The organism is Stenotrophomonas sp. YJH_SMC_94-11 (assembly GCF_059370435.1).
Genome location: NZ_JCAFTR010000002.1, coordinates 328,268 through 351,174 on the forward strand (window position 1 = coordinate 328,268; position 22,907 = coordinate 351,174).

Consider the following 22,907-nt stretch of genomic DNA (forward strand, 5'->3'; position numbering starts at 1 on the left):
GCTAGGGGGATGCCACCATGGCCTGGGCGCGGTGCCCGGTCTCGGTCATCACCGAGGCCAGCTGCTTCAATGAGTACGGCTTGCGCAGCAGGGTGAAGCCATGGCCAGGATCCCGCGCCAGCAATTCGCTGTAGCCGCTGGTGAGGATCACCGGAAGCTCCGGGAAGCGGGCGCGGATGGCACGGGCCAGATCCAGGCCGTTCATGCCCGGCATCACGACGTCGCTGAACACCACATGGAAGCGCGCGGCATCCCGTTCCAGCTCGGCCAGGGCCTCGTCCGCATTGCGTGCAAGGACCACGCTGTAGTCGAGTTCGCGCAGGGCGCCCACCGCAAATTCGGCCACGTCGACGTTGTCTTCCACCACCAGCACGCAGACGCCATGACCATGCTGCAGCCCCGATTGCGCCGCCGGCCGTTCCGCCGTTTCTCCTGCCTGCGCCAGTGGCAGATACAGCGTAAAGCGGGTACCGGCGCCGGCCTGGCTCTGCACGTCCACCTCGCCTTCTGACTGCTTGACGAAGCCGAATACCTGGCTGAGACCGAGCCCGGTCCCAGCGCCCACGCTCTTGGTGGTGAAGAAGGGCTCGAAAATGCGGTCAACCACCGCAGGGTCGATGCCCGCTCCGGTGTCGGTCACACTGATCGCGGCAAAGTCGCCCTTCATCGGCGCGGCGAAGCGCACCGAAGGCACGGCGGTTACCCGTTCCACTTCGATGGTCACCCGGCCGTGTCCCTCGATCGCGTCGCGGGCATTGACCGCGATGTTGATCAATGCGGTGTCCAGCTGGGTCCGGTCCAGCAGTACCGGCATCGGTGTATCGGGCAATGTCAACGACACCTGGATGCGCGCGCCAAGTACCGTGGTGATGATATCCGAGAGCGCGTGCACGCTTTCGCAGAGGTCGAAGACCTCCGGCGACAGGCTCTGGCGACGCGAGAATGCAAGCAGTTGCGCGGTCAGCTTGGTGGCGCGGTCCGACGCTGTTGCAATGGCCTGGATGTAGCGGCGCCGGGTGTCGTCTGCCGGCCACGTGTGCAGGAGCATGTCTACCGAACCGGTGATGACCTGCAGCAGGTTGTTGAAGTCGTGGGCCACCCCGCCGGTGAGCTGGCCGATCGCCTCCAGCTTCTGCGACTGGCGTAGCTGCTCGCGGGCGCGCACCAGTTCCAGATGGGCCTCCCGCGCCTGCTCGGTGATCGCCGCGACCTGGCGGCTGTGCAGGTCGCGCTCGATCACCCGTTCGGTCTGTTCGCTGACCACGCACAGGATGCCGGCCACACTGCCGCAGCCGACGCGCAGCGGCGAATAGGAGAACGTCCAGAATGTTTCACGCAGCGTGCCGTCGCGATCCATCATCAGTGGGAGGTTCTTGAAACTGCGGCTGGTGCCGGCGAAGGCATCGTTGACGGCCTGCACCACGTTCGGCCATACGTCCGCCCAGACATCCTCCAGGCGATTGCCCATCGCGCCGTGCAGTTTTTCCCCCAGCATGGGCAGGTACGCATCATTGAAGAAGAACGCCTTGTCTTCCTTGCCCCAGGCAAGCCACAGGGGTTCTGGCGAATCCAGGATCATCGCCAGCAACGTGCGAAGTTCGGCGGGTGCGCTTGCGGCAGTGGCCGAGCGGGCCCAGTCACTGTCCTGCAGCAGTCGGTAAGCGAGCTGATCAGGTGCAGAGACTGGCAGGGGAAAAGGATGCATGGCCGCCATTGGCGCAGGAAGGTGGCGCAGCATAGCCGAGCGCATGTCATGACGCTCTGCACACCGCCGACATGAAAGGCCTCGCCACTTCGCCATCGACGTGGCAGGGATGCACCCTTTGTTCCGCAGGTTGCCGCTATCGCGGCGCAGCGCGAAGGGAGGCGAAGCTGGCCTGAGCGGCGGGTCTAGCCCTCACGACCTGCCTGCGCGGTGAGCGCATCCCGGCCAGCCTCGGTGAGATCGATATCCCCGTCCTCTGCCTGTACCGCCCATCCGGCGGTCACCGCCCACGTTGCGGCATCACCGCGCACCGGTTCTGCAGCGGCGATGGCCTGGAGTATTTTCCGCTGTTCCACAGTCATTATCACGTCGCGGTCCTCAGATACCCAGCAACGACGCCGGTTGCCAGTCCGACAGACGGGCATGGCTGACCGGTTGATGGCAGCCGCACCCGTCGCAGCGGAACAATGCTCCACCTGGCAAGTGCACCAGATTGTCCTCACTGGCCGAACTGGTCGATGCGCAATGCCGGCAGGTGACCGTGAGCGCGGTGATGCGCTGCACGCCCCCTGACAGATCGAACACGGCCTCGAACGCGCGAATGACAGGGTGGGCAGTGTCCGGCATCTGAATCTCGACAGGGTGGGGAGACCTCATCGTCGCGCGCCGGTTGTGATGGGCCAGTCAGCCAGGTGCATGGACATGATCAAGACAGCCGCGGCAACCGGCAGCGCTCCATTTCAGAGATCCTTTTTCTTTCCGCTCAGGTCCAGCGGCTTGTCACTGCCGCCGCGCTCGCTCGACCACACTTCCACACCCTTGTTGCAACGGCTCTCGCGGGCAGCGACCTCGCGTGGCAGATCCTTCAGATGGGGTGACTCCTGGCAGGCCGGATGCATGGCGCTGTCGTCGTAGGTGGCGCAGGCGCTGAGCGACGCCAGAGCGATGACAGTGAGGGTGGCGCGGAATGAAGGCTGCAGGTTCATGGGATGGCCTCGGGTCATGCCAGGATGGCCATGGAATTCAAATCCGTGACGCCGGGCATGCACAATCGGACCCATTGCACTTGTTATTCTGTAACAAATGCGCGATAGTCCGGCCCCTGCTGGGTCAGGCGATGCAGATCATCAGCACCATGCACAGCGCCACCATCAGCACGAACACACGACGGCTCAGCGCCAGGCAGGCCAGATAGGCTGCGAGCGCCCAGGCAGCCAGCAGCGCGCAGGCCACCACCCACAGCCCGATCCCCATCATCGAATCGGCTGCCAACGCGGACAAGGCGATGGCCTTGGACAACGCCACCCCCAGCACGCTGCCCAGCATGCCGGCCTGCAAGGCGATGGCATCGTGGCGGGCAGGGGCGCGAGGGTGGTGCATTGCGGGTCCGGTGCAGGCCGAGAAAACGGCGTCGGCTGCACTGTGCCCAAATGCACATCCACGAAATGTGTTCATCGCGCGTCAGGAGCGCGACGAAGCCGGCTCAGTCGAACGGTTGACCTGTGGATGCGGTGGTTGGACGCCCGTTCTTCAGTGGGTGACGGCGACGGGCGGGTTGCGCTTCTTGTCCAGCATCACCGCCACGCACCACAGCAGCAGGCCGCCGATCGCGGTGGCTGCGCCGACATAGCCGGTACTGGCCGGGCTGAAGCCGGCGCTGATCGCCATGCCGCCCAGCCACGGGCCGAGTGCGTTGGCGGTATTGAAGGCGGCGTGATTGGAGGCCGCCGCCAGCGTCTGCGCTTCGCCGGCCACGTCCATCAGGCGCGTCTGCAGCACCGCCGCCAGCGCACCCATGGTGCCGACCGTGATGATCATCGGGCCGATGGTCCACACCGACTGTGCGGCCAGCGGATACAGCAGCAGCATCACGATCGACCACAGCAGCACCACGGCGGCGGCCTTGAAATGGAACTTGTCCACCAGCCAGCCACCGGCGATGTTGCCGATGATCGCGCCGATGCCGAACACGCCTACTGCCAGCGGCATCCACGATTCGGCCACGCCGGTGACCTGCACGAGGGTGGGTGCGAGGTAGGTGAACACGCAGAACATGCCGGCGAAGCCGACCGCACCGATCGCCAGCGCCAGCCACACCTGGGGAGTGTTGAAGGCGCGCAGTTCGCGCATCGGCGAGGTACGCACTTCGTCCGGGTCCGGCAGCAGGAAGCGCGCGATCATCGCCACCGTGGCAATGGCCAGCACGCTGACCAGGGCAAAGGCGGTGCGCCAGCTCAACTGCTGGCCCAGCCAGGTGGTCAACGGATTGCCGACCAGGATCGCGATCGACAGGCCCAGCAGCACCCGCGACATCGCCTGGCCGCGCTGGCCGGCAGGGCTGATCGCAGCGGCCACCAGCATCGCAACGCCGAAGTAGGCGCCATGCGGCAGACCGGCGACGAAGCGTGCCACCAGCATCGTGCCGTAATTCGGTGCCAGCGAGCTGGCCAGGTTGCCGATCGCGTAGAAGCCCATCAGCGCCAACAGCAGCTTGCGGCGCGGGAAGCTGGCACCCACGAAGGCGAGGATCGGGGCACCGACCACCACGCCGATGGCGTAGGCGCTGATCAGGTGCCCGACCTGGGTTTCGGAAATCGACAGGCCGCGGCTGATCTCCAGCATCAGCCCCATGCTGGCGAATTCGCTGGTGCCGATGGCAAATCCACCCAGCGACAGGGCGAGGATGATCAGGGTGCGCTGGCGGGGCGTCAGCCGCGCAGCCAGGGAAGAGTTGGGGCTCATGCGGGGGCGCGATGGGGCGGGGGAGCCGTCCATTGTACTGCTGCACTGCAACAGGAGCAGCAGCACTCAGGGTAAATCAGCGTTTGATCGGTGACACGCCGGCCCTCCGCGCCGCCTCGCGGCCGGCTCAGATGCCCAGCGCCGCCCGGGCATGAGCGTATTTGTCGCGAAGGCGCCCTGCCGTGGTCCCGTCCAGCATCGCCAGCCGCTGTGGATCGGCGTTGTCATCCAGATCGGCGCGCTTCACTTTCAATGCAAGCGGGTGGGCGGCAATGCGCGCGTAGTAGCTGTCCGCATCAGGAGCTGCATCGCGGTTGAGCAGTTGCACCGCCTCGCGCAGCGGCGCCGGAAATACCTCGATCCGCGCGGCAAACGCCGGGCAGTCCTCGGCCACGTCATGCAGCCAGGCCACCACTTCGGCGTCATCGTCGCCGCGCACGGCGGCCGCCACCCGCGCCACATGGCCGATATAAGGCTGGCCGGCCTTGTCGATCTGCCCCGCGTGGGCCTCGGTGGCCAGCGTACGGGCAAGTGCTACCCAGTCCATTGCAGTCTCCTTGGATATCCGCGCACAGTTTCGCGCAAAAGCCGCAGCGGTTGTGGATGCGCCCATGACGCTGCCACGGGCATGATGGCGAGGCAGGGGACGCAGTGTTGCCCCGACAAGGAGGAGTGCGATGCAGGAATTCAGGCATGTGCTGGAAACCCGTGGCCGCTATCAGCTGGTAGCGGTGTCCTACGAGCCGGTGTACGCTCCCGGCGATGTGGTCGGCCATGCGGTCGTCGCCGACGATGGGGATCGTCTGACCGACCTGATATCACTGGCCGAAGCGCGCCAACGCTTGCTGCAACTGGTGCGTGAAGAGGGCGAGGAGCCCGGGCTGGAAAACGAGAACCACCTGCGGAAGAAGGCGTCGCGCTGGCGCCACCGCTAGGCCGTCGCGCCGCGTGCGCATCATGGAGGATTCGGGTGTTGCCCAGTAAGAAGTATCTGCTCATCGCCATCATCACGCTGGCGACCCTGCTGCTCGGTTTCGTGTTTTCCGGCTATCTGACCCTGCTGTTCCTCGGGCTGGACACCCAGCTGTTCACCTGGAACACCTACTACCAGTACGTCCACGCCATCGGCCAACCGCAGGTCGCGCCCTTCGTGGGCAAGATCAAATGGGCTGGCTACGTGGGCTTCGGCCTGCCCCTGCTGGTGCTGCTGGTGGCCGGCCTGGTGCTGCTGCTGAAGAAGGACAAGCGCTCGCTGCACGGCGACGCGCGCTTCGCCACCGGCGCCGACCTGGCCAAGCACGGCATGTTCAAGAAGACCGGCCAGAGCATCGTGGTCGGCAGCCATGGCGGCAAGCTGGTGCGCCTGGATGGCCAGCAGTTCGTGATCCTGGCCGCGCCGACCCGCTCGGGCAAGGGCGTGGGCGTGGTCATCCCGAACCTGCTGGAGTACGGCGAATCGCTGGTGGTGCTGGACATCAAGCAGGAGAACTTCGACCTGACCAGTGGCTGGCGCGCCAGCCAGGGCCAGGAAATCTACCTGTTCAATCCCTTCGCCGAGGACCGGCGCACGCACCGCTGGAACCCGCTCAGCTACGTCTCCGATGATCCGGCCTTCCGCGTGTCGGACCTGATGAGCATCGCCGCGATGCTGTATCCGGACGGGGCCGAGGACCAGAAATTCTGGGTCAGCCAGGCGCGCAACGCGTTCATGGCCTTCACCCTGTACCTGTTCGAGAACTGGGACGACGAGCGCAGCAGCGGTTTCCCGGGCGGCGCCGGCACCCCCACGCTCGGTGCGGTGTACCGTCTGTCCTCCGGCGACGGCACCGACCTGAAGAAGTACCTCAAGACCCTGTCGGAGCGGCCGTTCCTCAGCGCCAACGCCCGTTCGGCGTTCGCCAACATGCTGTCGCAGGCCGATGAGACCTTCGCCTCGATCCTGGGCACCTTCAAGGAACCGCTCAATCCCTGGATCAATCCGGTGCTGGACAAGGCCACCAGCTGCAACGACTTCCTGCTGACCGATGTCCGCAAGAAGAAGATGACCATCTATATCGGCATCCAGCCGAACAAGCTGGCCGAGAGCCGGCTGATCATCAACCTGTTCTTCAGCCAGCTGATCAACCTCAACACCAAGGAACTGCCCAAGTCCAACCCGGACCTGAAGTACCAGTGCCTGCTGCTGATGGACGAATTCACCTCGATCGGCAAAGTGGAGATCATCGCCTCGGCGGTGTCGTACATGGCTGGCTACAACATCCGCCTGCTGCCGATCATCCAGAGCATGTCCCAGCTCGACGCCACCTACGGCCGGGAAGTGTCACGCACCATCATCACCAACCATGCCCTGCAGATCCTGTACGCGCCGCGTGAGCAACAGGATGCCAATGACTATTCGGACATGCTGGGCTACACCACGGTGCGCAAGAAGAACGTCACCCATGCCCGCGAGAAGACCCACAACTTCACCGAGGAACGGCGCGCGCTGATGCTGCCGCAGGAGCTGAAGGCAATGGGGCCGGACATGGAGGTGTTCCTGTATGAGGGCATACCGCATCCGGTGAAGTGCGACAAGATCCGCTACTACAAGGACCGCTACTTCACTTCGAGGCTGCTGCCGAAGGTGGACGTTCCGATGCTGAACGTCTAATTCACGACGCTTAATTTGTGAATTCGATTCGAAGTTAAGAATGTGAATTCGTGATTTCGGTCAAGAATTTGGCATTTGTTCATGGATTTTCAGACTTGTCTGACATGGAATTGACGCGTGGTTGTGCGACCCTGTGCATGTCGTCCAGAAGTGTGTGCTGGATGTCGAAGATGTAGCAGCAGGGTGGCCAGGAGTTTGTGCCATGGAAACAAGGATGGTTTCGACGTTGGTGAGGTATGCGGATGTGTTGTCGGCTGCGCCGATGGCCCCGCGACCTGGTTGGCAGCCTTTGGGCTGCAGGGGAGCCGGAGTGGGTGCGCTGCACACAGCGTGTCGCTCCGATTCCGGCGTGCGCGATGCAGCGCCGGACGACCAGGGGACCAATGCTCGGGACTGCTTTTTCGTACGTCAAAGTGAAGCCCGTATGAATCAGGCGTTTATCGCGAAAATGTCCATCGCCGCAGTGGCGGCGCTGATGGTGGCCGGTTGCGCCACCAAGTCCGCTCCGGATTTCGGAGGCCGCTGGAAGCCGGTCAACCGCTTTGCTGCGACGACGACCGAAATTCCGCTGTACTCCAGCTACGTCTACCAGGCCTCGCCGATGGATGGCACGCTCAAAGCCATGCTCGAGCGTTGGGCCAAGGATTCCGGGCGCACGCTGGACTACCGCCTCAGCTCGGATTTCACTCTGTATGGCGCGGTCTCGAACATCGACACCACCAACGCACAGCAGGCCGTGATCGATCTGACCGCAGCCTATGCGGCGCAGGGCATCTCCGTCTCCATCGTTGGCAACCAGATCGTTGTGCAGAGCGCTGGCTCGACGCCGACCGCGTCGGCGCAGGGCGCTGATTCCAACAGCGGCACCTGAATCCACCTCGAAATCATCGAACGTGCCGCTCCCCGCGCCTGTCGCAGGGGCGCCACGCCCATTGATGTTTCAGCAGTACGGAAGAATCCATGTTCCGCAAGAAGGATCCCGGCAATAGTCCCAAGGTCGAGCAGTCGGTCGCCAAGGCGGTCAGCTACGAGATCACCGTGGCCGACATGGCGCGCCGCAGCGAGCGGCGCGCGTGGTGGGTCGCCACGGGCTCGTTGTTGATGTCGCTCGCCCTGGCGGGCGGCTACTACTACATGCTGCCGCTGAAGGAGAAGGTGCCGTTCCTGGTGATGGCCGATGCCTACACGGGTACCGCGACCGTCGCGCGCCTGAGTGGCACCTTCCAGGGCGAGACGATCACCACCAACGAAGCGATCAATCGCAGCAACGTCGCCCAGTACGTGCTCGCGCGCGAATCGTACGACTCGGCGGTGATGGGGCTGCGTGACTGGGAACTGGTGTTCGTGATGTCTACCGATCCGGTGGCGCAGTCCATGCGTGTCCGGTATGCCGGCAACAATCCGCAGAACCCGTTCGTGATGTATGGCCGCGAACGCGCGATCCGGGTCAAGATCCTCAGCATCACGCCGCTGGGCGCAGAACCGAACGGCAGCTTCCGCGGCGCTTCGGTGCGCATCCAGCGCAGCCTGCTGGACAAGCGCACCGGCGTCTCTACCTACCTGGACAACCAGCTGGTGACGATGCGCTTCGAGTACAACCAGAACCTGGCGTTGTCCGAGCAGGATCGCATCCTCAATCCGCTGGCGTTCCAGGTCACCGAGTACCGCGTCGACAACGACTACTCGCGTGGCGTGCCGGTGCCGGATGACGGCGCCATGCAGGCACAGGCGCAGCAGGCCGCGCAGGCCGCGCAGCAGGCGCAGGGTGTCTACGATCCCAACAATCCGGCCGCGGCCACCATGATCGACCCGGCCACCGGCCAGCCGGTCGCGGTGCCAGCCAACGGCCAGGTACCGGGTCAGGCAATGCCGGGACAGCCTGTACAGGGCCAACCGATGCCGGGTCAGCCGGTGCAGGGGCAAGCAATGCCGGGGCAGGCCATGCCCGGACAGCCGGCCATGAGGCCGGCGCAGAACAATTCCACCGGAACTGCTGATGGAGCAAGCAACCGATGAGTAGTCGAAATATCAGGGGAAGCGCGCTGGCGCTGCTGTCGATGTTGTCGTTGCTGTTCTCAGCAGCGGCGATGGCGCAGGCGGTTGACCACTACGAGTACGAGAAGGACCGCATCTATCCGGTTCGCACTGGCCTGGGGCTCACCACCCAGATCGAGTTGAGCCCGAACGAGAAGATCCTCGACTACAGCACCGGCTTCAGCAGCGGCTGGGAACTGACCCGCCGCGAGAACGTGTTCTACCTCAAGCCGAAGAACGTCGACGTCGACACCAACATGATGGTGCGCACCGAGACCCATTCCTACATCTTCGAACTGAAGGTGGTGGCCACCGACTGGCGCCAGCTGGAGCAGGCCCGCCGCGCGGGCGTGCAGTACAAGATCGCCTTCGTCTATCCCAATGACACGGTGTTCGGCGTCGCCCAGGAAGCGGTCGAGGAAGAGGCCAAGCCGTTGTTGAGCTCGGAGCTGGCCAAGGACCGGCAGTACAACTTCAACTACTCATATTCGACCAGCAAGGCGAAGAAGATGGGGTGGCTGATCCCGGTCAACGCCTATGACGATGGCCGTTTCACCTACCTGAAACTGCCGAACTCGCCGGAATACAAGACCGGCATCTTCCCGGCCGTGTTTGGTCGTGAAACGGAATACGGTGAAGACTTTGTGGTCAACACCACGGTTGAAGGCAATACGCTGATCGTGCACGGGACGCACCCGTACCTGGTCATCCGCCACGGCGACTTCGTCGTCGGCCTGCGAAGGAACGTGAAGAAATGAGCCAGCAGAACACTCCCGGAAACGACCCGAACAACGGACGCGACGAGAGCCAGAGCCCGTACGGCGCACAGGGTGCCGCGGACGCGCCGTCGAATCCCTATTTCGGCACGGCCCAGGCCGAGCCGGCGCCGGATCTGGACGCGGCCGCGCCGCAGCTGCGCTCGGCCGAAGAGCAGCGGCTGAACCGAAAGGCGCTGCTGTTCCTGGGCGGCATCGTGCTGCTGCTGGTGGCCATGGGCTTCCTGCTGTTCCGCAAGGGCCAGGATGACAAGGACGCTGTGCAGAAGGTGCCGGACGTTGCGCGCGTGTCTACGCCGACGCTGCCGGACGCCGTGCAGACGAGTCCGGTGCCCTCCCAGGCCATGCAACCGGTTGATCCGATTCCGATGTTGCCGCCGCCGCCGCCACAGGAGAGCAACGCTATTTCGCCAGCGATGATGGGCGCGCGTCAGGAGCGCGAGATCGAGCGTGGCCCCTCGCTGCTTGATCGCCGCATTGCCGGGTCTGGCAGCGGCGTGGGTGGCATGGGTGAAGGGCAGGGTCAGGCTGGGGGTGCTCCTTCATCCTACGAACAGGCCATGCTCGCCACGCTGCAGGCGCAGAACGGCAACACCGCCCCCGCAAAGGTTCGCCGCGGCCCGGACGTCGAGGATGTCTCCAGCGCCACCTACATCCAGAGCCCCGACGCGCTGCTGGTGCGTGGCACCTACCTGCGTTGCGTGCTGGAAACCCGCATCATCACCGACCTCGCCGGCTATACCTCGTGCCTGCTGACCGAGCCGGTGTACTCGATCAACGGTCGCAACCTGCTTCTGCCGAAGGGCTCCAAGATCTATGGCGCCTATGGCGGCGGTCCGATGGGCAAGCGCGTGGAAGTGATCTGGGATCGCATCACCACCCCCAATGGCATCGACGTTGCGATGTCCAGCCCGGGCGTGGATCAGCTGGGCGGCGCCGGTCATCCGGGCCAGTACAGCGCGCACTGGGGTAGCCGTATCGCTTCGGCGCTGATGATCAGCCTGATTTCCGATGCCTTCAAGTATGCGGCCGCCGAGCACGGTCCGGAGACCACGACCATCGCCAACAATGGCATGACGGTGCAGTCGCCCTATGAGAGTGCTACCGCACGCACGATGGAGCGCCTGGCCAATGAGGCTCTCAGCAGCAACCGTCGTCCGCCGACCGTCACCATCAACCAGGGCACAATCGTGAACGTCTACGTTGCAAAGGACGTCGACTTCACCAACGTGCTGCACCCCCGCCGGTAACCCAACGAACGATCATGGACGCCGAAGTGTCACCCCTCGCCCTCGTCTCCAGCGATTTCCTGCGCTATCAGTACGAAGTGCTGGGCATCGCCGAGTACATGACCTCTCCGGAAGTGACGGAAATCTGCATCAACCGTCCCGGTGAGTTGTACCTGGAAACGCGGGCCGGGTGGCAGCGGGTGGACGTGCCGAGCCTGACCTTCGAGCGGGCCCGGCAGTTCTGCACGGCGGTGGTGAACGAGAGCAACACCGGCCAGCGCATCACCGATGCCGATCCGGTCGTGTCGCTCACGTTCCCCACCGGCCAGCGTGCGCAGTTCGTGATTCCGCCGGCATGTGATGCAGGCAAGGTGTCGATCACCATCCGTCTGCCGTCCAAGCACACCAAGTCGCTCAGCCAGTATCACGAAGATGGCTTCTTCAACCAGATCCTGGAGAGTGATGGCAGCATCAGCGAGCAGGATCGCGAGCTGCTGGAGCTGCGCCATTCGCGCGAGTACGCCGAGTTCTTCCGGCGTGCGGTGATGTACCGCAAGAACATCGTGGTATCCGGTGCGACCGGTAGCGGCAAGACCACCTTCATGAAGGCGTTGGTCAACCATATCCCGGACAACGAGCGCCTGGTCACCATCGAGGACGCACGCGAGCTGTTCCTGACCCAGCCCAACGTGGTGCATCTGTTGTACTCCAAGGGCGGGCAGAGCACCAGCAATGTGACAGCCAAGAGCTGCATGGAAGCCTGTCTGCGCATGAAGCCCGAACGCATCATCCTGGCCGAGCTGCGCGGTGACGAGGCGTTCTACTTCATCCGCAACTGCGCGTCCGGCCACCCGGGCTCGATCACCAGCTGCCATGCCGGCAGCCCGGAGCAGACCTGGGACCAGCTGGCACTGATGGTGAAGGCGTCAGCCGAAGGTTCGGGCCTGGAGTTCAACGTGATCAAGCGGCTGTTGATGATGACCATCGACATCGTCGTGCATATCAAGGCGCATGCCGGCTCGCGCTACATCACCGGCATCGACTTCAATCCTGGGCGTGCCCAGGGGCAGGAGGGCTGAGGGATGCTGCCAGGACTGGAAATGATGGCGTGCCCGGACATGGCCGTGTCGATGGATGTGATGCAGCACGTCATCAACGTCGAATCGTCGCGCAATCCCTACGCCATCGGCGTGGTCGGCGGTGCATTGGTGCGCCAGCCCAAGGCGTTGGATGAAGCGCTGGCGACGGTGCGCATGCTGGAAGAGAAGGGCTACAACTTCTCGATCGGGCTGGCCCAGGTCAATCGCTACAACCTGGGCAAATACGGGCTGGATTCCTACGAGAAGGCCTTCCAGCAGTGCCCGAACCTGCAGGCCGGTTCGCGCATTCTCGCCGAGTGCTACAAACGCTCCGGTGGTGACTGGGGCAAGTCGTTCAGCTGTTACTACTCGGGCAACTTCGAGACCGGCTTCCGTCACGGCTACGTGCAGAAGATCTACGACTCGATCCGCCGCGGCCAGCAGGTTGCCAGCAATGGTGTTGCGCCGATCGACGTGGTGAGCCGCGGCGAGCGCCGCAGCGTGAAGGTCGAACATCATCCGCAGCTGGCCTCTCCGGCGCAGGCGCGCATCGTTGCTCAATCCAACGGCCCGGTGTACGTGCCGTCGGAAGATCCCGCACGCGCCTATGTCGTGTACCCGTCCACCGGGGCGATGGCGCGGGGTAGTTTGCTGAATCTCGCCGACCAGGCGCTTTCCAAGGTGGTGCTGGGTTCGGTGGATCGGATGATGCAGCCGCAGGCGCAGCCGGCCCAGGTGGGCGCCTATCCGCAGCAACAGTCCAGTGGTATGCCGCAGCAGTTGCCTCAGCAGCGTGCTGCGCAGGCCATGGCCATGCCGCAGCAGTTGCCGGGCGCCGCCGGTGCCAGCAATGAGGGGCCCGTGATGCTGCGGCCCTGGAGCGAGCGCAACCAGCCTGTCGCCGGTGGCGACAATTCATTCAACGCGCCGGTGCAGGCCGCACCGGTGCAGCAGATTCCCGCAGGGGATGCGGCCTTCGTGTTCTGACGAAGTCGTGGTGCGGCCAGTCCCTCGGCTGGCCGATTCAGTTGTGTTAGTCCATCAACAAGGAAATCAATCCATGAAGCGATCCAATCTCGACCTCGTCCAGGCCCAGCGCACGCTGAAGACCCTGCTGATGGCCACGATCTTCGTTGGCGCACTGTTCGCCCCGCAGGTGTTCGCCACCGGCACCGACTTCGGCGGCACCGACAAGAAGGTCTGCGGTTTCTTCTCCAACATCAACGGCCTGCTGAACATGGCCTCCATCGCCGTCGTGACCATTGCGGTGATCTTCGCCGGCTACCAGATCGCCTTCGCGCACAAGCGCATCGGTGACGTCGCGCCGATCCTGATCGGTGGCGTGCTGATCGGTGCCGCTGGTCAGATCGCGCGCATGCTGTTGGGCGAGGGCAGCGACGGCAAGTGCACCGGCGGCAGCACGACGTACTACCTGATCAACAACGCGATCCAGTACTACAGTGCATAAGAACGTCGTGTTCCGCGGCTGCACGCGCCCGGCCATGTTCCTGGGCGTTCCCTACCTGCCATTCTTCATGGTGGCAGGTGGGTTGCTGCTGCTCAGCATGTACACGAACTTCTGGTTCCTGCTCACCATTCCGGTGGCGGTCTTCATCATGCGGCAGATGGCCAAGCGTGACGAAATGATCTTCCGCCTGTTGGGCCTGCGCCTGATGTTCAAGCTGAAAGTCCGCAACGTGCAGGAACACGATGGCATGTGGGTGTTCAACCCCAACCATTACCGCGACAAGCCGGCCCGAATGGATTGAGGTCCGGATCCGGCCCGGCGGGCGCCAGCGCCCGTCGGGTCTGTTGAAACTTCTTGGCAGTACCTCTTTGGAAGCAGTCGTATGTTCAGCCCAGACACCTCCATCAGCGAGTTCATTCCATTGTCGTCGCACGTCGCCCCGAACGTGGTCAAGACCACGGGCGGCGACTACCTGCTGACCTGGCATCTGGAAGGGCTGCCGTTCGTCGGCCGTGAGGAGTGGGAGCTGGAGCATCGCCACAACACGTTCAACCGCCTGCTGCAGACGCTGCGTGCTCCCGACTTCGTGAACGTGGCGTTCTGGGTGCATGACATCCGTCGTCGCCGCACCCTGAAGGGCAAGAGCAACTACAAGCAGCGCTTCAACCAGGACGTGTCCGATCAGTACATGGGCATGCTGTCCTCGCAGCGCATCATGCAGAACGAGCTGTACCTGACCATGATCTATCGCCCCGTGGTGGCGGGTAAGCGCTTCGTCGAGAAGTCGGCGAACGTGGACAAGCTGCGCGCGGAGCAGGAGCAGGCAGTCGAAAAGCTGATGGAACTGGCCGGCAACGTCGAGGCCGTGATCCGCGACTACGCGCCGTATCGCCTGGGCATGTATGAGGCCAAGAATGGCGTGGTGTTCTCGGAAACGCTGGAGCTGTTCGGCTACCTGATCAATCGCATTGACGAGCCGGTCCCGGTGCTGTCGGCACCAATCAAGGACTACCTGCCGGTCAGCCGGCACATGTTCTCGTCCAAGACCGGTGACTTCGTCATCAATACCCCCAATGGTACCAACCACTTCGGCGCCATCCTGAACATCAAGGAGTATGCCGAGGGAACTTACCCGGGCATCCTCAACGGCCTGAAGTACCTGGACTACGAGTACGTCATCACCCATTCGTTCAGCCCGATGGGGCGTCAGGACGCGCTCAAGGTGCTCGACCGCACCAAGGGCATGATGATCTCCTCCGGCGACAAGGCAGTCAGCCAGATCGTCGAGCTGGACCAGGCGATGGACCAGCTGTCGTCGGGTAATTTCGTGCTGGGCGAGTACCACTTCATCATGACGGTCTACGGCGACAGCCAGGCCAAACTGTCGCAGAACGTGGCCACGACGCGCGCCGAGCTGTCCAATGCGGGTTTCGTGTCGACCAAGGAAGACCTGGCGGTCGCCTCGTCCTTCTATTCGCAGCTGCCGGCCAACTGGCGCTATCGCACCCGCCTGGCCAATGTCAGCTCGCTGAACTTCCTGGGCCTGTCGCCGCTGCACAACTTCGCGACCGGCAAGCAGCACAATAACCCGTGGGGCGACTGCGTCACCACGCTGCAGACCACCAACGGCCAGCCGTACTATTTCAATTTCCACGCGACCCATCCGTCGGAAAACTCGCTGGGCGAGAAGGCGATCGCCAACACCATGGTGATCGGCAAGTCCGGTACCGGTAAGACCGCGCTGATCAACTTCCTGCTCAGCCAGGTGCAGAAGTACGAGCCGTCGCCGACCATCTTCTTCTTCGACAAGGATCGTGGTGCGGAGATCTTCGTCCGTGCCTGCGGTGGTAACTATCTGGCCCTGGAGAACGGCGCGCCGACCGGCTTCAACCCGTTCCAGTGCGAAAACAATGAAGCCAACGTGCAGTTCTTGGCCGACCTGATCAAGGTGCTGGCCGGCAAGCGTGAGTACAGCGCCCGCGAGGAAGAGGATATCTACCGCGCTGTAGAGAGCATGCTCGATACGCCGATGCACCTGCGCAGCATGACCAACTTCCAGAAGAGCCTGCCCAACATGGGTGACGACGGGCTCTACGCGCGCATGCGCCGCTGGACCTCGGGCAATTCGCTGGGCTGGGTCTTCGACAATCCGGTCGATACCGTTGACCTGAGCAAGGCCAACATCATCGGCTTCGACTACACCGACATCATCGACAACCCCGAAGTGCGCGTGCCGGTCATCAATTACCTGCTGCACCGCCTGGAGTCGCTGATCGATGGTCGTCCGCTGATCTACGTGATGGACGAATTCTGGAAGATCCTGGACGGCGAGGGTGGCCTGAAGGAATTCGCGAAGAACAAGCAGAAGACCATCCGTAAGCAGAACGGTCTGGGCATCTTCGCAACGCAGAGCCCGGAAGATGCACTGAAGAGTGACATCTCCGCCGCGCTGATTGAACAGACCGCCACGCTGATCCTTCTGCCCAACCCGAATGCCAGCAAGAGCGATTACATGGACGGCCTGAAGCTGACCGAGGCCGAGTTCAGGGTGGTTACCGCCCTGGACGAGCGCTCGCGCTGCTTCCTGGTCAAGCAGGGCCATGCGTCCAGCGTCTGCCAGCTCAACCTGCGTGGCATGGACGACATCCTCTCGGTGATCTCGGCCTCGACCGACAACATCGACATCATGCATCGGGTGTTGCAGACCGCTGCAGTCCGCAACCGGATCACCGTGGATGAGCTGACGCCGGAGCAGTGGCTGGAAGATTTCTACAAGAATCGAAAGGGTTCGGGCAAGACGGCGAGTACGGAAGCTGTGGCGTGAGTCGGGTGTCCCGACGCTCTTGAACGACCGACTATGGAGACGATGATGAACAGTCCGCACAAGAACAGTAAGCAGGCCCGTATGCCGCGCAGCACGAGACTGAGCGCGCTGGCATTGGGCGCCGTGATGTCATTGGCAACCACGACGGCGAACGCAGGCTGGCCGGTGTTTGATTACTCGAACCTGATGCAGGCCATCTATGAGTACAAGAACTCGATCACCAGTTACGCGGCCGACGCTGCCGAGTATGCCGAGCAGGCAGAGCGTTGGAAAAGGACGCTGGACCAGTACGCTCAGGCGCTGGTGAAGGTGCAGGCTCAGATGCGCAAGATCGGCCTGCCGGAGGGGCAGCCGTTGGTACCCGTGCCTGCGGACTATCTGGTGGCGGAAACCTGTGGCAGCAAGAGCAGTTTCTCGCCCGGCGATCTTTTCAAGAGTCTTGTGTTCAATCCGACCGGTGACATGAAGGAGCAGCAGACCCAGATCTGCGTGAACATCCGCATGATGCAGAATCGCAAGTACAACGATTCGGTCATGTTCCTCGCGCAGTCCATTCCCCAGATGGAGTCGGGCCTGAAGGAAATATTCGATCTGCGCATCTTCAGCAATGATCAGGGCAACGTCCAGGGTTCGGACAGCGAAGCGACCCGCATGGCCAACAACCTGGAAGTGGCAGCGCAGAGCTGGGAAGGACGCATGCGTTCTTACGATGCCTACATTGAAGTCATGGAAGCCAACCAGAAGATTGTGGCACAGGCGGCGCTCAAGGGAGATCCCACCAAGACCCTTGCGAGCGATCTGGTGAAGACAGTCGCGCTGAAGGCTGCACTGTCCATCGATTGAGGCAGGCGGTGGGGTGGCCAGAGCAAGTGCAAGGGGCGGCCACCGGTGCAAAAGCGGTATTACCAAGGGATTGCAGGAATGACGATCAGGTCGATTGCCAACTTTGATTTTTCGGGCGGGTTCCAGGATCTGATGGAGCACGCTGTGCGTATCCAGTCGATCGGCGACTTCGTGTTCTTCAAGCTGATTCTTGACTACCTGCGCGACAGGATTGGCAAGTTCGGCTTCCATTTGATGGAGAACATGATGACGTGGGTCGGCGGCATCGCGCTGACCCTGATGACCCTGTGGGTGCTGGTACAGGGCTATCGGATCGTCACCGGCCGCAGCCGGGACTCGATGATGATCCTTGTGACCAACATGGCGCGCGCCGCCCTGATCGTGGCGGTGGCGACGAGCATGGGCATGTTCGGTCGCGACCTCCATGAATTCCTGACGGAAGACGTGAAGGGCCTGATCACGCACGTTGTGACCGGCAAGGATGAAAAGCCCGAGGCGCAGATCGACAAGAGCCTTGCCTGGATGCAGGTGGCGCTGTCCAGCATCGATGGCATCAAGATTCTCAATGATCCCGAGCTGCAGGCTGACAAGACCCGCGCGATGTGGTTCATCGGCCTGGGCACGGGTGGCCCTGCGGTGACGGCAGGTTCAATGCTGCTGCTGTATGAGGTCGCGATGGCCCTGTTCATCGGCTTGGGACCACTGTTCATTCTGTGCCTTCTGTTCGACCAGACCAAGCAGCTGTTCCAGCGATGGCTGTTCTACGGTATTGGAACCATGTTCTCCATGGCGGTACTGGCGGCGATGGTCTCGATCGCGCTGGACATGGTGATCCGCGTGTCGGCTTCGTTCTGGATGACGGCGCTTGTGAACAAGTTCCCGCTCATGGGCGCGTCCAGTGACGGTATGACCAGTCAGGCGATGCAGCAGGGCGGCATGGGATTGATCCTGACGACGTTGATTCTGACTGCGCCCCCAATGGCGGCCATGTTCTTCCAGGGCACCTTGGGCAGCTTCATGGCATATTCGCAGATAGGTGGCAGCCCGGTGGCGCAGGCGCCGGGCCCGAATGGGCAGCCGCCGGGTAGCTACTACACGCCGGCCGCTCCGGAGAAGGGGCGCGCAGGGGCGGATGATGGTGTCCACGATAAGCACTCAGCTGCGCGCATGACTTTGCCACAATCAGATTCAACAAGAGTGGTTGATACTGGCTTGCGAGCGGCTCATCCTGGTAAGCAGTAATTTCCATATGTATCGGAGTGGTGACGTGAAGAATATCTCGGCCTTCATTATCGCGACTGGGATTTTCCTGATCTTATTGTTAGCCGGGAACGCCCAAGCAGAAGGCCGATGCCCGCCTGGGCAGTATCCAGTGGGCGACGAGCAGAAGGGGGTTGGTGGCTGTGCCCCAATACCTGGCTCAGGGGCAGGGGAAGGGCAAAGTGGTCCTGTTGCGACTGGTCGTTGGATCAAAACTTGGGGGGCTATTGCAGACGCTGTGGTAACCGGCGACATGGGGGCTTCAGTGGGAAAGCGATCTAAACGAGAGGCGGAATCTGAGGCATTGTCGCGTTGCGCAACCCATGGCGCGACTGACTGCAAAGTTAGTACGACCTATAAGAATCAGTGCGTTGCATATGCCAATCCCGAGCCGGGCAGTAAGGGCATAGTTTCAATCTCGGTCGCCGGCTCAAGAGAGGAGGCGACCAGGCGGGTTCTCTCCTACTGTGCGAAGAACGGTGGTGGGCAATGCAAGGTGTTGTACACGGATTGTGCTGAGCCAATATTTGAATCTTTCTGATCTATGCCAGTTGAGTCATAGGTGGGATTATGAATCGGCCTTTGCATGATGGGCATGGCCTGCTGAAGAGCAGGCCATCTCATTTATGGGCAGGCCGGAACTGCTGATCAAGGTGGTAATGCTGGGTGTCGTCACTAGTCACTTGAATGCAGTTGCATGGGGGATGCCCCAGTTTGGGGCATGGTGATTTTGGCGTCGACTTCGCTTAGCACAATAGCGCTGGTGAACAAGCATTCTCTGGCCGTTGCCTTTAGCAATCGCATGCCCGCACAGTTGGCGCAGCGGGGCGGCATGGGCCTGATCCCCACGACACTTTTGTTTGCTGATGCGTCTCACATTGGCAGCCAGATTCTTCCAGACAGCGCTGAGCGTCCCCATGGCATATGCGCAGCCATGTGGCTGTTGTGAACGCCCGGGCACACTCCAGCGCGGTGCCCGACGGCAGGGGTGGGTAGGCATCCATTCACGTTAACCGCGCTTTTTATGTGATCAAGTGCGCTTTTCATCCCAAGCCCCCTTCGACGAGCCCCGCCTCCTCGAAGTAAGCTGCGTGCGCGTCAAAATCCCGGCGCGCCGGTGCCATCGAACGCAGGAGCTTTTCCGTCCATGAGGACTGTGCCCCCCCGCGATGCGGGTGACGCTTGCCACCATCGCGGTTGCCGTGGGCTCGGGGCTATCATCCGCCATGGCGGCCGCAGGGCACGTGCGAGGCATCGCCCCGTTTCCGGCCTCCGCTCGGGAACTGGCAGGACGGGATTGAAGGAGTTGCAGGGGATGGAGAAGGGGAGTGGCGTACACATGGACAATGCCTTGGCGTTCGTTCCGTCCGGCGCGAACCTGCTGGAAGCCGTGCGCGGTGATCTGACTGGCAATGGTTTCCAGGACCAGCTGCTGGTGATCGACCAACCTCCTCCGGAGGGCTTGCTGCCCGGCGAGCACGGTCCCAACCGGGTGCTGTTGCTGCTGCTGGGCGACGCCACGGGCCGATGGCAGTTGGCGGCGCGCAACGACAAGCTGGTGCCGTGTTCCACCCGGGGAGGCATTGCCGGCGATCCCTTCGCGTACGTGACCATCGAGGATGGTGCGTTCAGTGTGATCACCAACGGCGGCAGTCGCGAACGCTGGAGCAGCGTCTACACGTTCCGGTATGCACCTGCCGAGCAGGCGTGCTGGGTGCATGGCGTGCAGCGCAGGGTGGTCGACACCGAGACCGAGGCCACCCATACGCGTGACTTCTCGGCTGCCGAACTTGGCCGGGTGCGGTTCGAGGATTTCGATCCGTCCGTCGTCGCCGACGTCAGCTTGCCCTGAGTGCCATGCCGGTGAGGAGGCGGGAGTATCCAACGATGATCGAGCAGGAGTTTCACCGTGTCGCAGGATAGGGAGTCGCAGCTGTTGCGGCAGGCCACGGAGGCCGGCATGACCTCGTCCCGGGAACTGGCCAACTTCATGGCGCAGGCCGGGCACGAGTCCCGTGGCCTGAGCCGGCTCAATGAAAGTTTCAACTTCACCCGGGGTATCTCGCAGATCCCGGTGGAAGCGGCGTGGCGCAATGGCAATGGTGCGCTTGAGAGCGCGCGCCAGGAGGCGCTGCGTGGTCGGCCGGAGAACCTGGCCGAACTGATGTATGGCGGGCGTATGGGCAATGACGCGCCTGGCGATGCGTTGAAGTATCACGGCCGTGGCTATCTGCCTCTGGTCGGCAAGGAGAATTACGAGCGTGCCGGCAAGGCGCTGGATCTGGACCTGGTGAACCACCCGGAACTGGCCGCGCAGCCCGAGCACGCTGGCCGCATTGCCGTGTGGCAGTGGCAGACGCGGGTGCCGGAAGCGGCGCGCGAGGACGTGCGCGAAGCGACGCGCGCGATCAATGGTGGCCTGAACGGCATCGAGGCCCGCCAGCAGCGATTCGAGGTGTGGCAGCAGAAGCTGACGCCTGATGTGATGGCGCGGCTGGAGCGGGGCGAAGTCGGGGCGCCGGCCCAGCAGGCCACCGTGCGCGACATGTCGCAGCCTGGCGCGCCGGGGCATGCCCTGTTCCAGGGCGCCCGCCACCATCTCCAGCAGATGGGACCACAAAGCGGTCTGCGCAGCGTGCAGGAACTGGACAATGCTGCCGGCGCACTGGCGCTGAGCGCGCAGAAGGCGGGGATGTCGCGCATCGATCATCTCCTGGCTGGCAACGACGGCCGCACGTTGTTTGCCGTGCAGGGCGCGCTGGGTGACCCGGCCATGCTGCGCGCTTCGGTCGAGCGCGAACAGGCGGCGCAGCAGCCGCTGGCGCAGAGCAGCCAGCAGTTGGCCGCCAGTGTCGCCCAGCAGGACCCTGCGGCCGTGCTCGCCCGCGAGCAGGAGCAGCGCTCTCGATCCCTGTAGCACCTGATGCCGGCGGGCAGAGTGCCCGCAGGCGCTTTACGTACGACGCGTGGCGCCCTGTGGCGCCGACATGGAAACCCACCCGTAAGGACACCACATGCGAATCGTTCCCTCGAATACCCTGCACGCCGCTGCCCGCTGCACTGCATCCGTGCGCTGCCTGCCGCCGGTCTGGCTGTTGTCACTTGGACTTGCCGCAGCGTCGGCACAGGCTCAGGAGGCAGCGGCACCTGTGGTGGAGATGCCCCCCGCTGCCGAGGCTACCGTTGAGGCGCCTGCAGAGGCGGCGCCCGTTGCAGCGCCCGCGGCGGCCGACGCCGTTGTCGCGGCGCCGACGCCCGAGGTGTCGGCTGCCGTGACACCCCCTGCGACACCTGTGGTGGATGCACAGCCGGCGCCGACTGCGGATCCGGCGCCGGCGCCCGTTGCGCCCGCAGCGGCGGCACCTGTGGCTGCACCGCCCGCCTCCGTCGAGCCAACCGTTCCCGCGGTAGCCCCCGCTCCGCCCGCATTGGCCATCGTGCCGTTGCCGCCAGAGCAGGCGACCGAGCGGGCGCTCGGTGCCCGCTGCCCGGTGGATCTGGCCGGGCGGCTGGCGACTCAGGGCGACCTGCTGATTGGCGCCTGCCAGGGCACCATGCCGGCGCATCTGGCCGCGTTGCTGGTCGCGCTGCCCGCGCAGGACATCCACCTGCCGCGCAGCTGGCGCGAGCGTGAGGTGCGGCAGAAGGCCTGGTTCAAGGCTGTGCCGGGCTATGGCCAGCGCCCGGACTTCATCGTGCGGATGGGCGACATCTGGGTGCGTTCGCTGGAAGGGCGCGACGCCGACAGCACGTTCTATCTGGTGTCGGCGCCGTTCACCTGCAGCGACCAGGTCGCCAACCGTGATGAGTACGGCGCGGAGCCGGTCCGCGTACCCGCAGGTGATTGCCGCGAGGCTTATGTGGCCCAGCGTGTGTACCAGGTCCGCGGGGATGCGGCGCCGCGGGATGTGACCGCCGATGCCATGCCGACGATGCCCCCGGTCACGGAGGCCGATCGTGCGCGCCAGCTGTCGCGTGAGGGCCGGATCAGCCTGGACCACAGCAAGCTGCAGTACGGCCCGGCCATGCGTTGGTTCGTGCAATACCCGGAGTCGGCGCAGAAGGGTGGTCCGCGCGCCTACAGTGACTGGAACCGTGAGCACATCGCGTTCGTGGTCTGGACCGGTGATCGCTTCGAGCTGCGCGAGAAGGTCGCGCGCGCGCAGTGGCCCTGTGACCCGGTGGCACCCGGCGATCGCGCCTGTGGCGGATTCCCGGATTCCGGGCCCGATCTGTTCGTGACGGCCGCAGCATCCGTGCCAATGGCAGCGTCCAGCCCCTGAGCCGGAGTCTCGAA

The 22,907-nt window shown here is 63.5% G+C and carries 24 protein-coding genes; 17 read left to right on the forward strand and 7 right to left on the reverse strand.

Annotation, left to right across the window (positions count from 1 at the left end; all coding sequences use genetic code 11):
- Position 1 precedes the first annotated feature (1 nt).
- The 7 genes from AC5P74_RS05750 to AC5P74_RS05780 all read right to left on the reverse strand — a co-directional run bounded on the left by AC5P74_RS05750 (position 2) and on the right by AC5P74_RS05780 (position 4,994).
- A complete protein-coding gene (locus AC5P74_RS05750; protein WP_188218750.1) occupies positions 2–1,705 on the reverse strand; it encodes an ATP-binding protein in 1,704 nt (567 codons plus the stop codon).
- Positions 1,706–1,890: 185 nt separating this feature from the next.
- Entirely contained in the window at positions 1,891–2,073 is a 183-nt protein-coding gene (locus AC5P74_RS05755; RefSeq protein ID WP_346607449.1) for a hypothetical protein, read from the reverse strand.
- Between the two features lie 10 nt (positions 2,074–2,083).
- Positions 2,084–2,332, reverse strand: coding sequence for a hypothetical protein (locus tag AC5P74_RS05760; RefSeq protein WP_346607441.1), 249 nt, complete (start codon positions 2,330–2,332; stop codon positions 2,084–2,086).
- A 113-nt stretch (positions 2,333–2,445) separates the two neighbouring features.
- Entirely contained in the window at positions 2,446–2,691 is a 246-nt protein-coding gene (locus tag AC5P74_RS05765; RefSeq protein ID WP_053500195.1) for a hypothetical protein, read from the reverse strand.
- Positions 2,692–2,815: 124 nt separating this feature from the next.
- A complete protein-coding gene (locus tag AC5P74_RS05770; RefSeq protein ID WP_005417254.1) occupies positions 2,816–3,085 on the reverse strand; it encodes a hypothetical protein in 270 nt (89 codons plus the stop codon).
- A 150-nt stretch (positions 3,086–3,235) separates the two neighbouring features.
- A complete protein-coding gene (locus tag AC5P74_RS05775) occupies positions 3,236–4,447 on the reverse strand; it encodes an MFS transporter (RefSeq protein ID WP_346607442.1) in 1,212 nt (403 codons plus the stop codon).
- Between the two features lie 127 nt (positions 4,448–4,574).
- The gene (locus tag AC5P74_RS05780) at positions 4,575–4,994 is read right to left on the reverse strand and encodes an HD domain-containing protein (protein WP_049415052.1); all 420 of its coding nucleotides are present in this window, start codon (positions 4,992–4,994) and stop codon (positions 4,575–4,577) included.
- 130 nt (positions 4,995–5,124) lie between these two features.
- Between AC5P74_RS05780 and AC5P74_RS05785 the strand changes: the two genes are divergently transcribed.
- The 17 genes from AC5P74_RS05785 to AC5P74_RS05865 all read left to right on the forward strand — a co-directional run bounded on the left by AC5P74_RS05785 (position 5,125) and on the right by AC5P74_RS05865 (position 22,893).
- The gene (locus tag AC5P74_RS05785) at positions 5,125–5,382 is read left to right on the forward strand and encodes a hypothetical protein (protein ID WP_005417248.1); all 258 of its coding nucleotides are present in this window, start codon (positions 5,125–5,127) and stop codon (positions 5,380–5,382) included.
- A 35-nt stretch (positions 5,383–5,417) separates the two neighbouring features.
- Positions 5,418–7,097, forward strand: coding sequence for a type IV secretory system conjugative DNA transfer family protein (locus AC5P74_RS05790; protein WP_061480696.1), 1,680 nt, complete (start codon positions 5,418–5,420; stop codon positions 7,095–7,097).
- Between the two features lie 424 nt (positions 7,098–7,521).
- Positions 7,522–7,968 (forward strand): hypothetical protein, encoded by a 447-nt coding sequence (locus AC5P74_RS05795; RefSeq protein ID WP_032954281.1) that lies wholly within the window; start codon positions 7,522–7,524, stop codon positions 7,966–7,968.
- An 89-nt stretch (positions 7,969–8,057) separates the two neighbouring features.
- Complete coding sequence (locus tag AC5P74_RS05800) at positions 8,058–9,113, forward strand: VirB8 family type IV secretion system protein (protein WP_019660295.1); 1,056 nt, start codon at positions 8,058–8,060, stop codon at positions 9,111–9,113.
- Positions 9,110–9,889: a TrbG/VirB9 family P-type conjugative transfer protein gene (locus tag AC5P74_RS05805; RefSeq protein ID WP_014037652.1), complete on the forward strand. Its 780-nt coding sequence runs from the start codon at positions 9,110–9,112 to the stop codon at positions 9,887–9,889. Before AC5P74_RS05800 ends, AC5P74_RS05805 begins: the two co-directional genes overlap by 4 nt.
- Positions 9,886–11,157, forward strand: a complete 1,272-nt coding sequence (locus AC5P74_RS05810) for a TrbI/VirB10 family protein (RefSeq protein WP_070488988.1) — start codon at positions 9,886–9,888, stop codon at positions 11,155–11,157. The genes AC5P74_RS05805 and AC5P74_RS05810 overlap by 4 nt, the downstream gene beginning before the upstream one ends.
- Before the next feature lie 14 nt (positions 11,158–11,171).
- Positions 11,172–12,215: a P-type DNA transfer ATPase VirB11 gene (gene virB11, locus AC5P74_RS05815; RefSeq protein WP_049415061.1), complete on the forward strand. Its 1,044-nt coding sequence runs from the start codon at positions 11,172–11,174 to the stop codon at positions 12,213–12,215.
- Between the two features lie 3 nt (positions 12,216–12,218).
- Complete coding sequence (locus AC5P74_RS05820; RefSeq protein ID WP_428986911.1) at positions 12,219–13,202, forward strand: lytic transglycosylase domain-containing protein; 984 nt, start codon at positions 12,219–12,221, stop codon at positions 13,200–13,202.
- Between the two features lie 73 nt (positions 13,203–13,275).
- The gene (locus tag AC5P74_RS05825; RefSeq protein WP_049444299.1) at positions 13,276–13,683 is read left to right on the forward strand and encodes a TrbC/VirB2 family protein; all 408 of its coding nucleotides are present in this window, start codon (positions 13,276–13,278) and stop codon (positions 13,681–13,683) included.
- A complete protein-coding gene (locus tag AC5P74_RS05830; protein ID WP_019660289.1) occupies positions 13,676–13,984 on the forward strand; it encodes a VirB3 family type IV secretion system protein in 309 nt (102 codons plus the stop codon). Before AC5P74_RS05825 ends, AC5P74_RS05830 begins: the two co-directional genes overlap by 8 nt.
- An 81-nt stretch (positions 13,985–14,065) precedes the next feature.
- Positions 14,066–16,507: a VirB4 family type IV secretion/conjugal transfer ATPase gene (locus AC5P74_RS05835; protein ID WP_206620901.1), complete on the forward strand. Its 2,442-nt coding sequence runs from the start codon at positions 14,066–14,068 to the stop codon at positions 16,505–16,507.
- Positions 16,508–16,552: 45 nt separating this feature from the next.
- The gene (locus tag AC5P74_RS05840; protein WP_329842476.1) at positions 16,553–17,350 is read left to right on the forward strand and encodes a hypothetical protein; all 798 of its coding nucleotides are present in this window, start codon (positions 16,553–16,555) and stop codon (positions 17,348–17,350) included.
- Positions 17,351–17,428: 78 nt separating this feature from the next.
- Positions 17,429–18,592: a TrbL/VirB6 family protein gene (locus AC5P74_RS05845; protein WP_065196088.1), complete on the forward strand. Its 1,164-nt coding sequence runs from the start codon at positions 17,429–17,431 to the stop codon at positions 18,590–18,592.
- A gap of 7 nt (positions 18,593–18,599) precedes the next feature.
- The gene (locus tag AC5P74_RS05850) at positions 18,600–19,151 is read left to right on the forward strand and encodes a DUF4189 domain-containing protein (RefSeq protein WP_329842479.1); all 552 of its coding nucleotides are present in this window, start codon (positions 18,600–18,602) and stop codon (positions 19,149–19,151) included.
- Between the two features lie 774 nt (positions 19,152–19,925).
- Complete coding sequence (locus tag AC5P74_RS05855) at positions 19,926–20,462, forward strand: hypothetical protein (protein WP_032954278.1); 537 nt, start codon at positions 19,926–19,928, stop codon at positions 20,460–20,462.
- A 57-nt stretch (positions 20,463–20,519) separates the two neighbouring features.
- Entirely contained in the window at positions 20,520–21,527 is a 1,008-nt protein-coding gene (locus AC5P74_RS05860; RefSeq protein WP_065196092.1) for an XVIPCD domain-containing protein, read from the forward strand.
- A 97-nt stretch (positions 21,528–21,624) separates the two neighbouring features.
- The gene (locus AC5P74_RS05865) at positions 21,625–22,893 is read left to right on the forward strand and encodes a hypothetical protein (RefSeq protein ID WP_495222452.1); all 1,269 of its coding nucleotides are present in this window, start codon (positions 21,625–21,627) and stop codon (positions 22,891–22,893) included.
- The last annotated feature ends 14 nt before the right edge of the window (positions 22,894–22,907 follow it).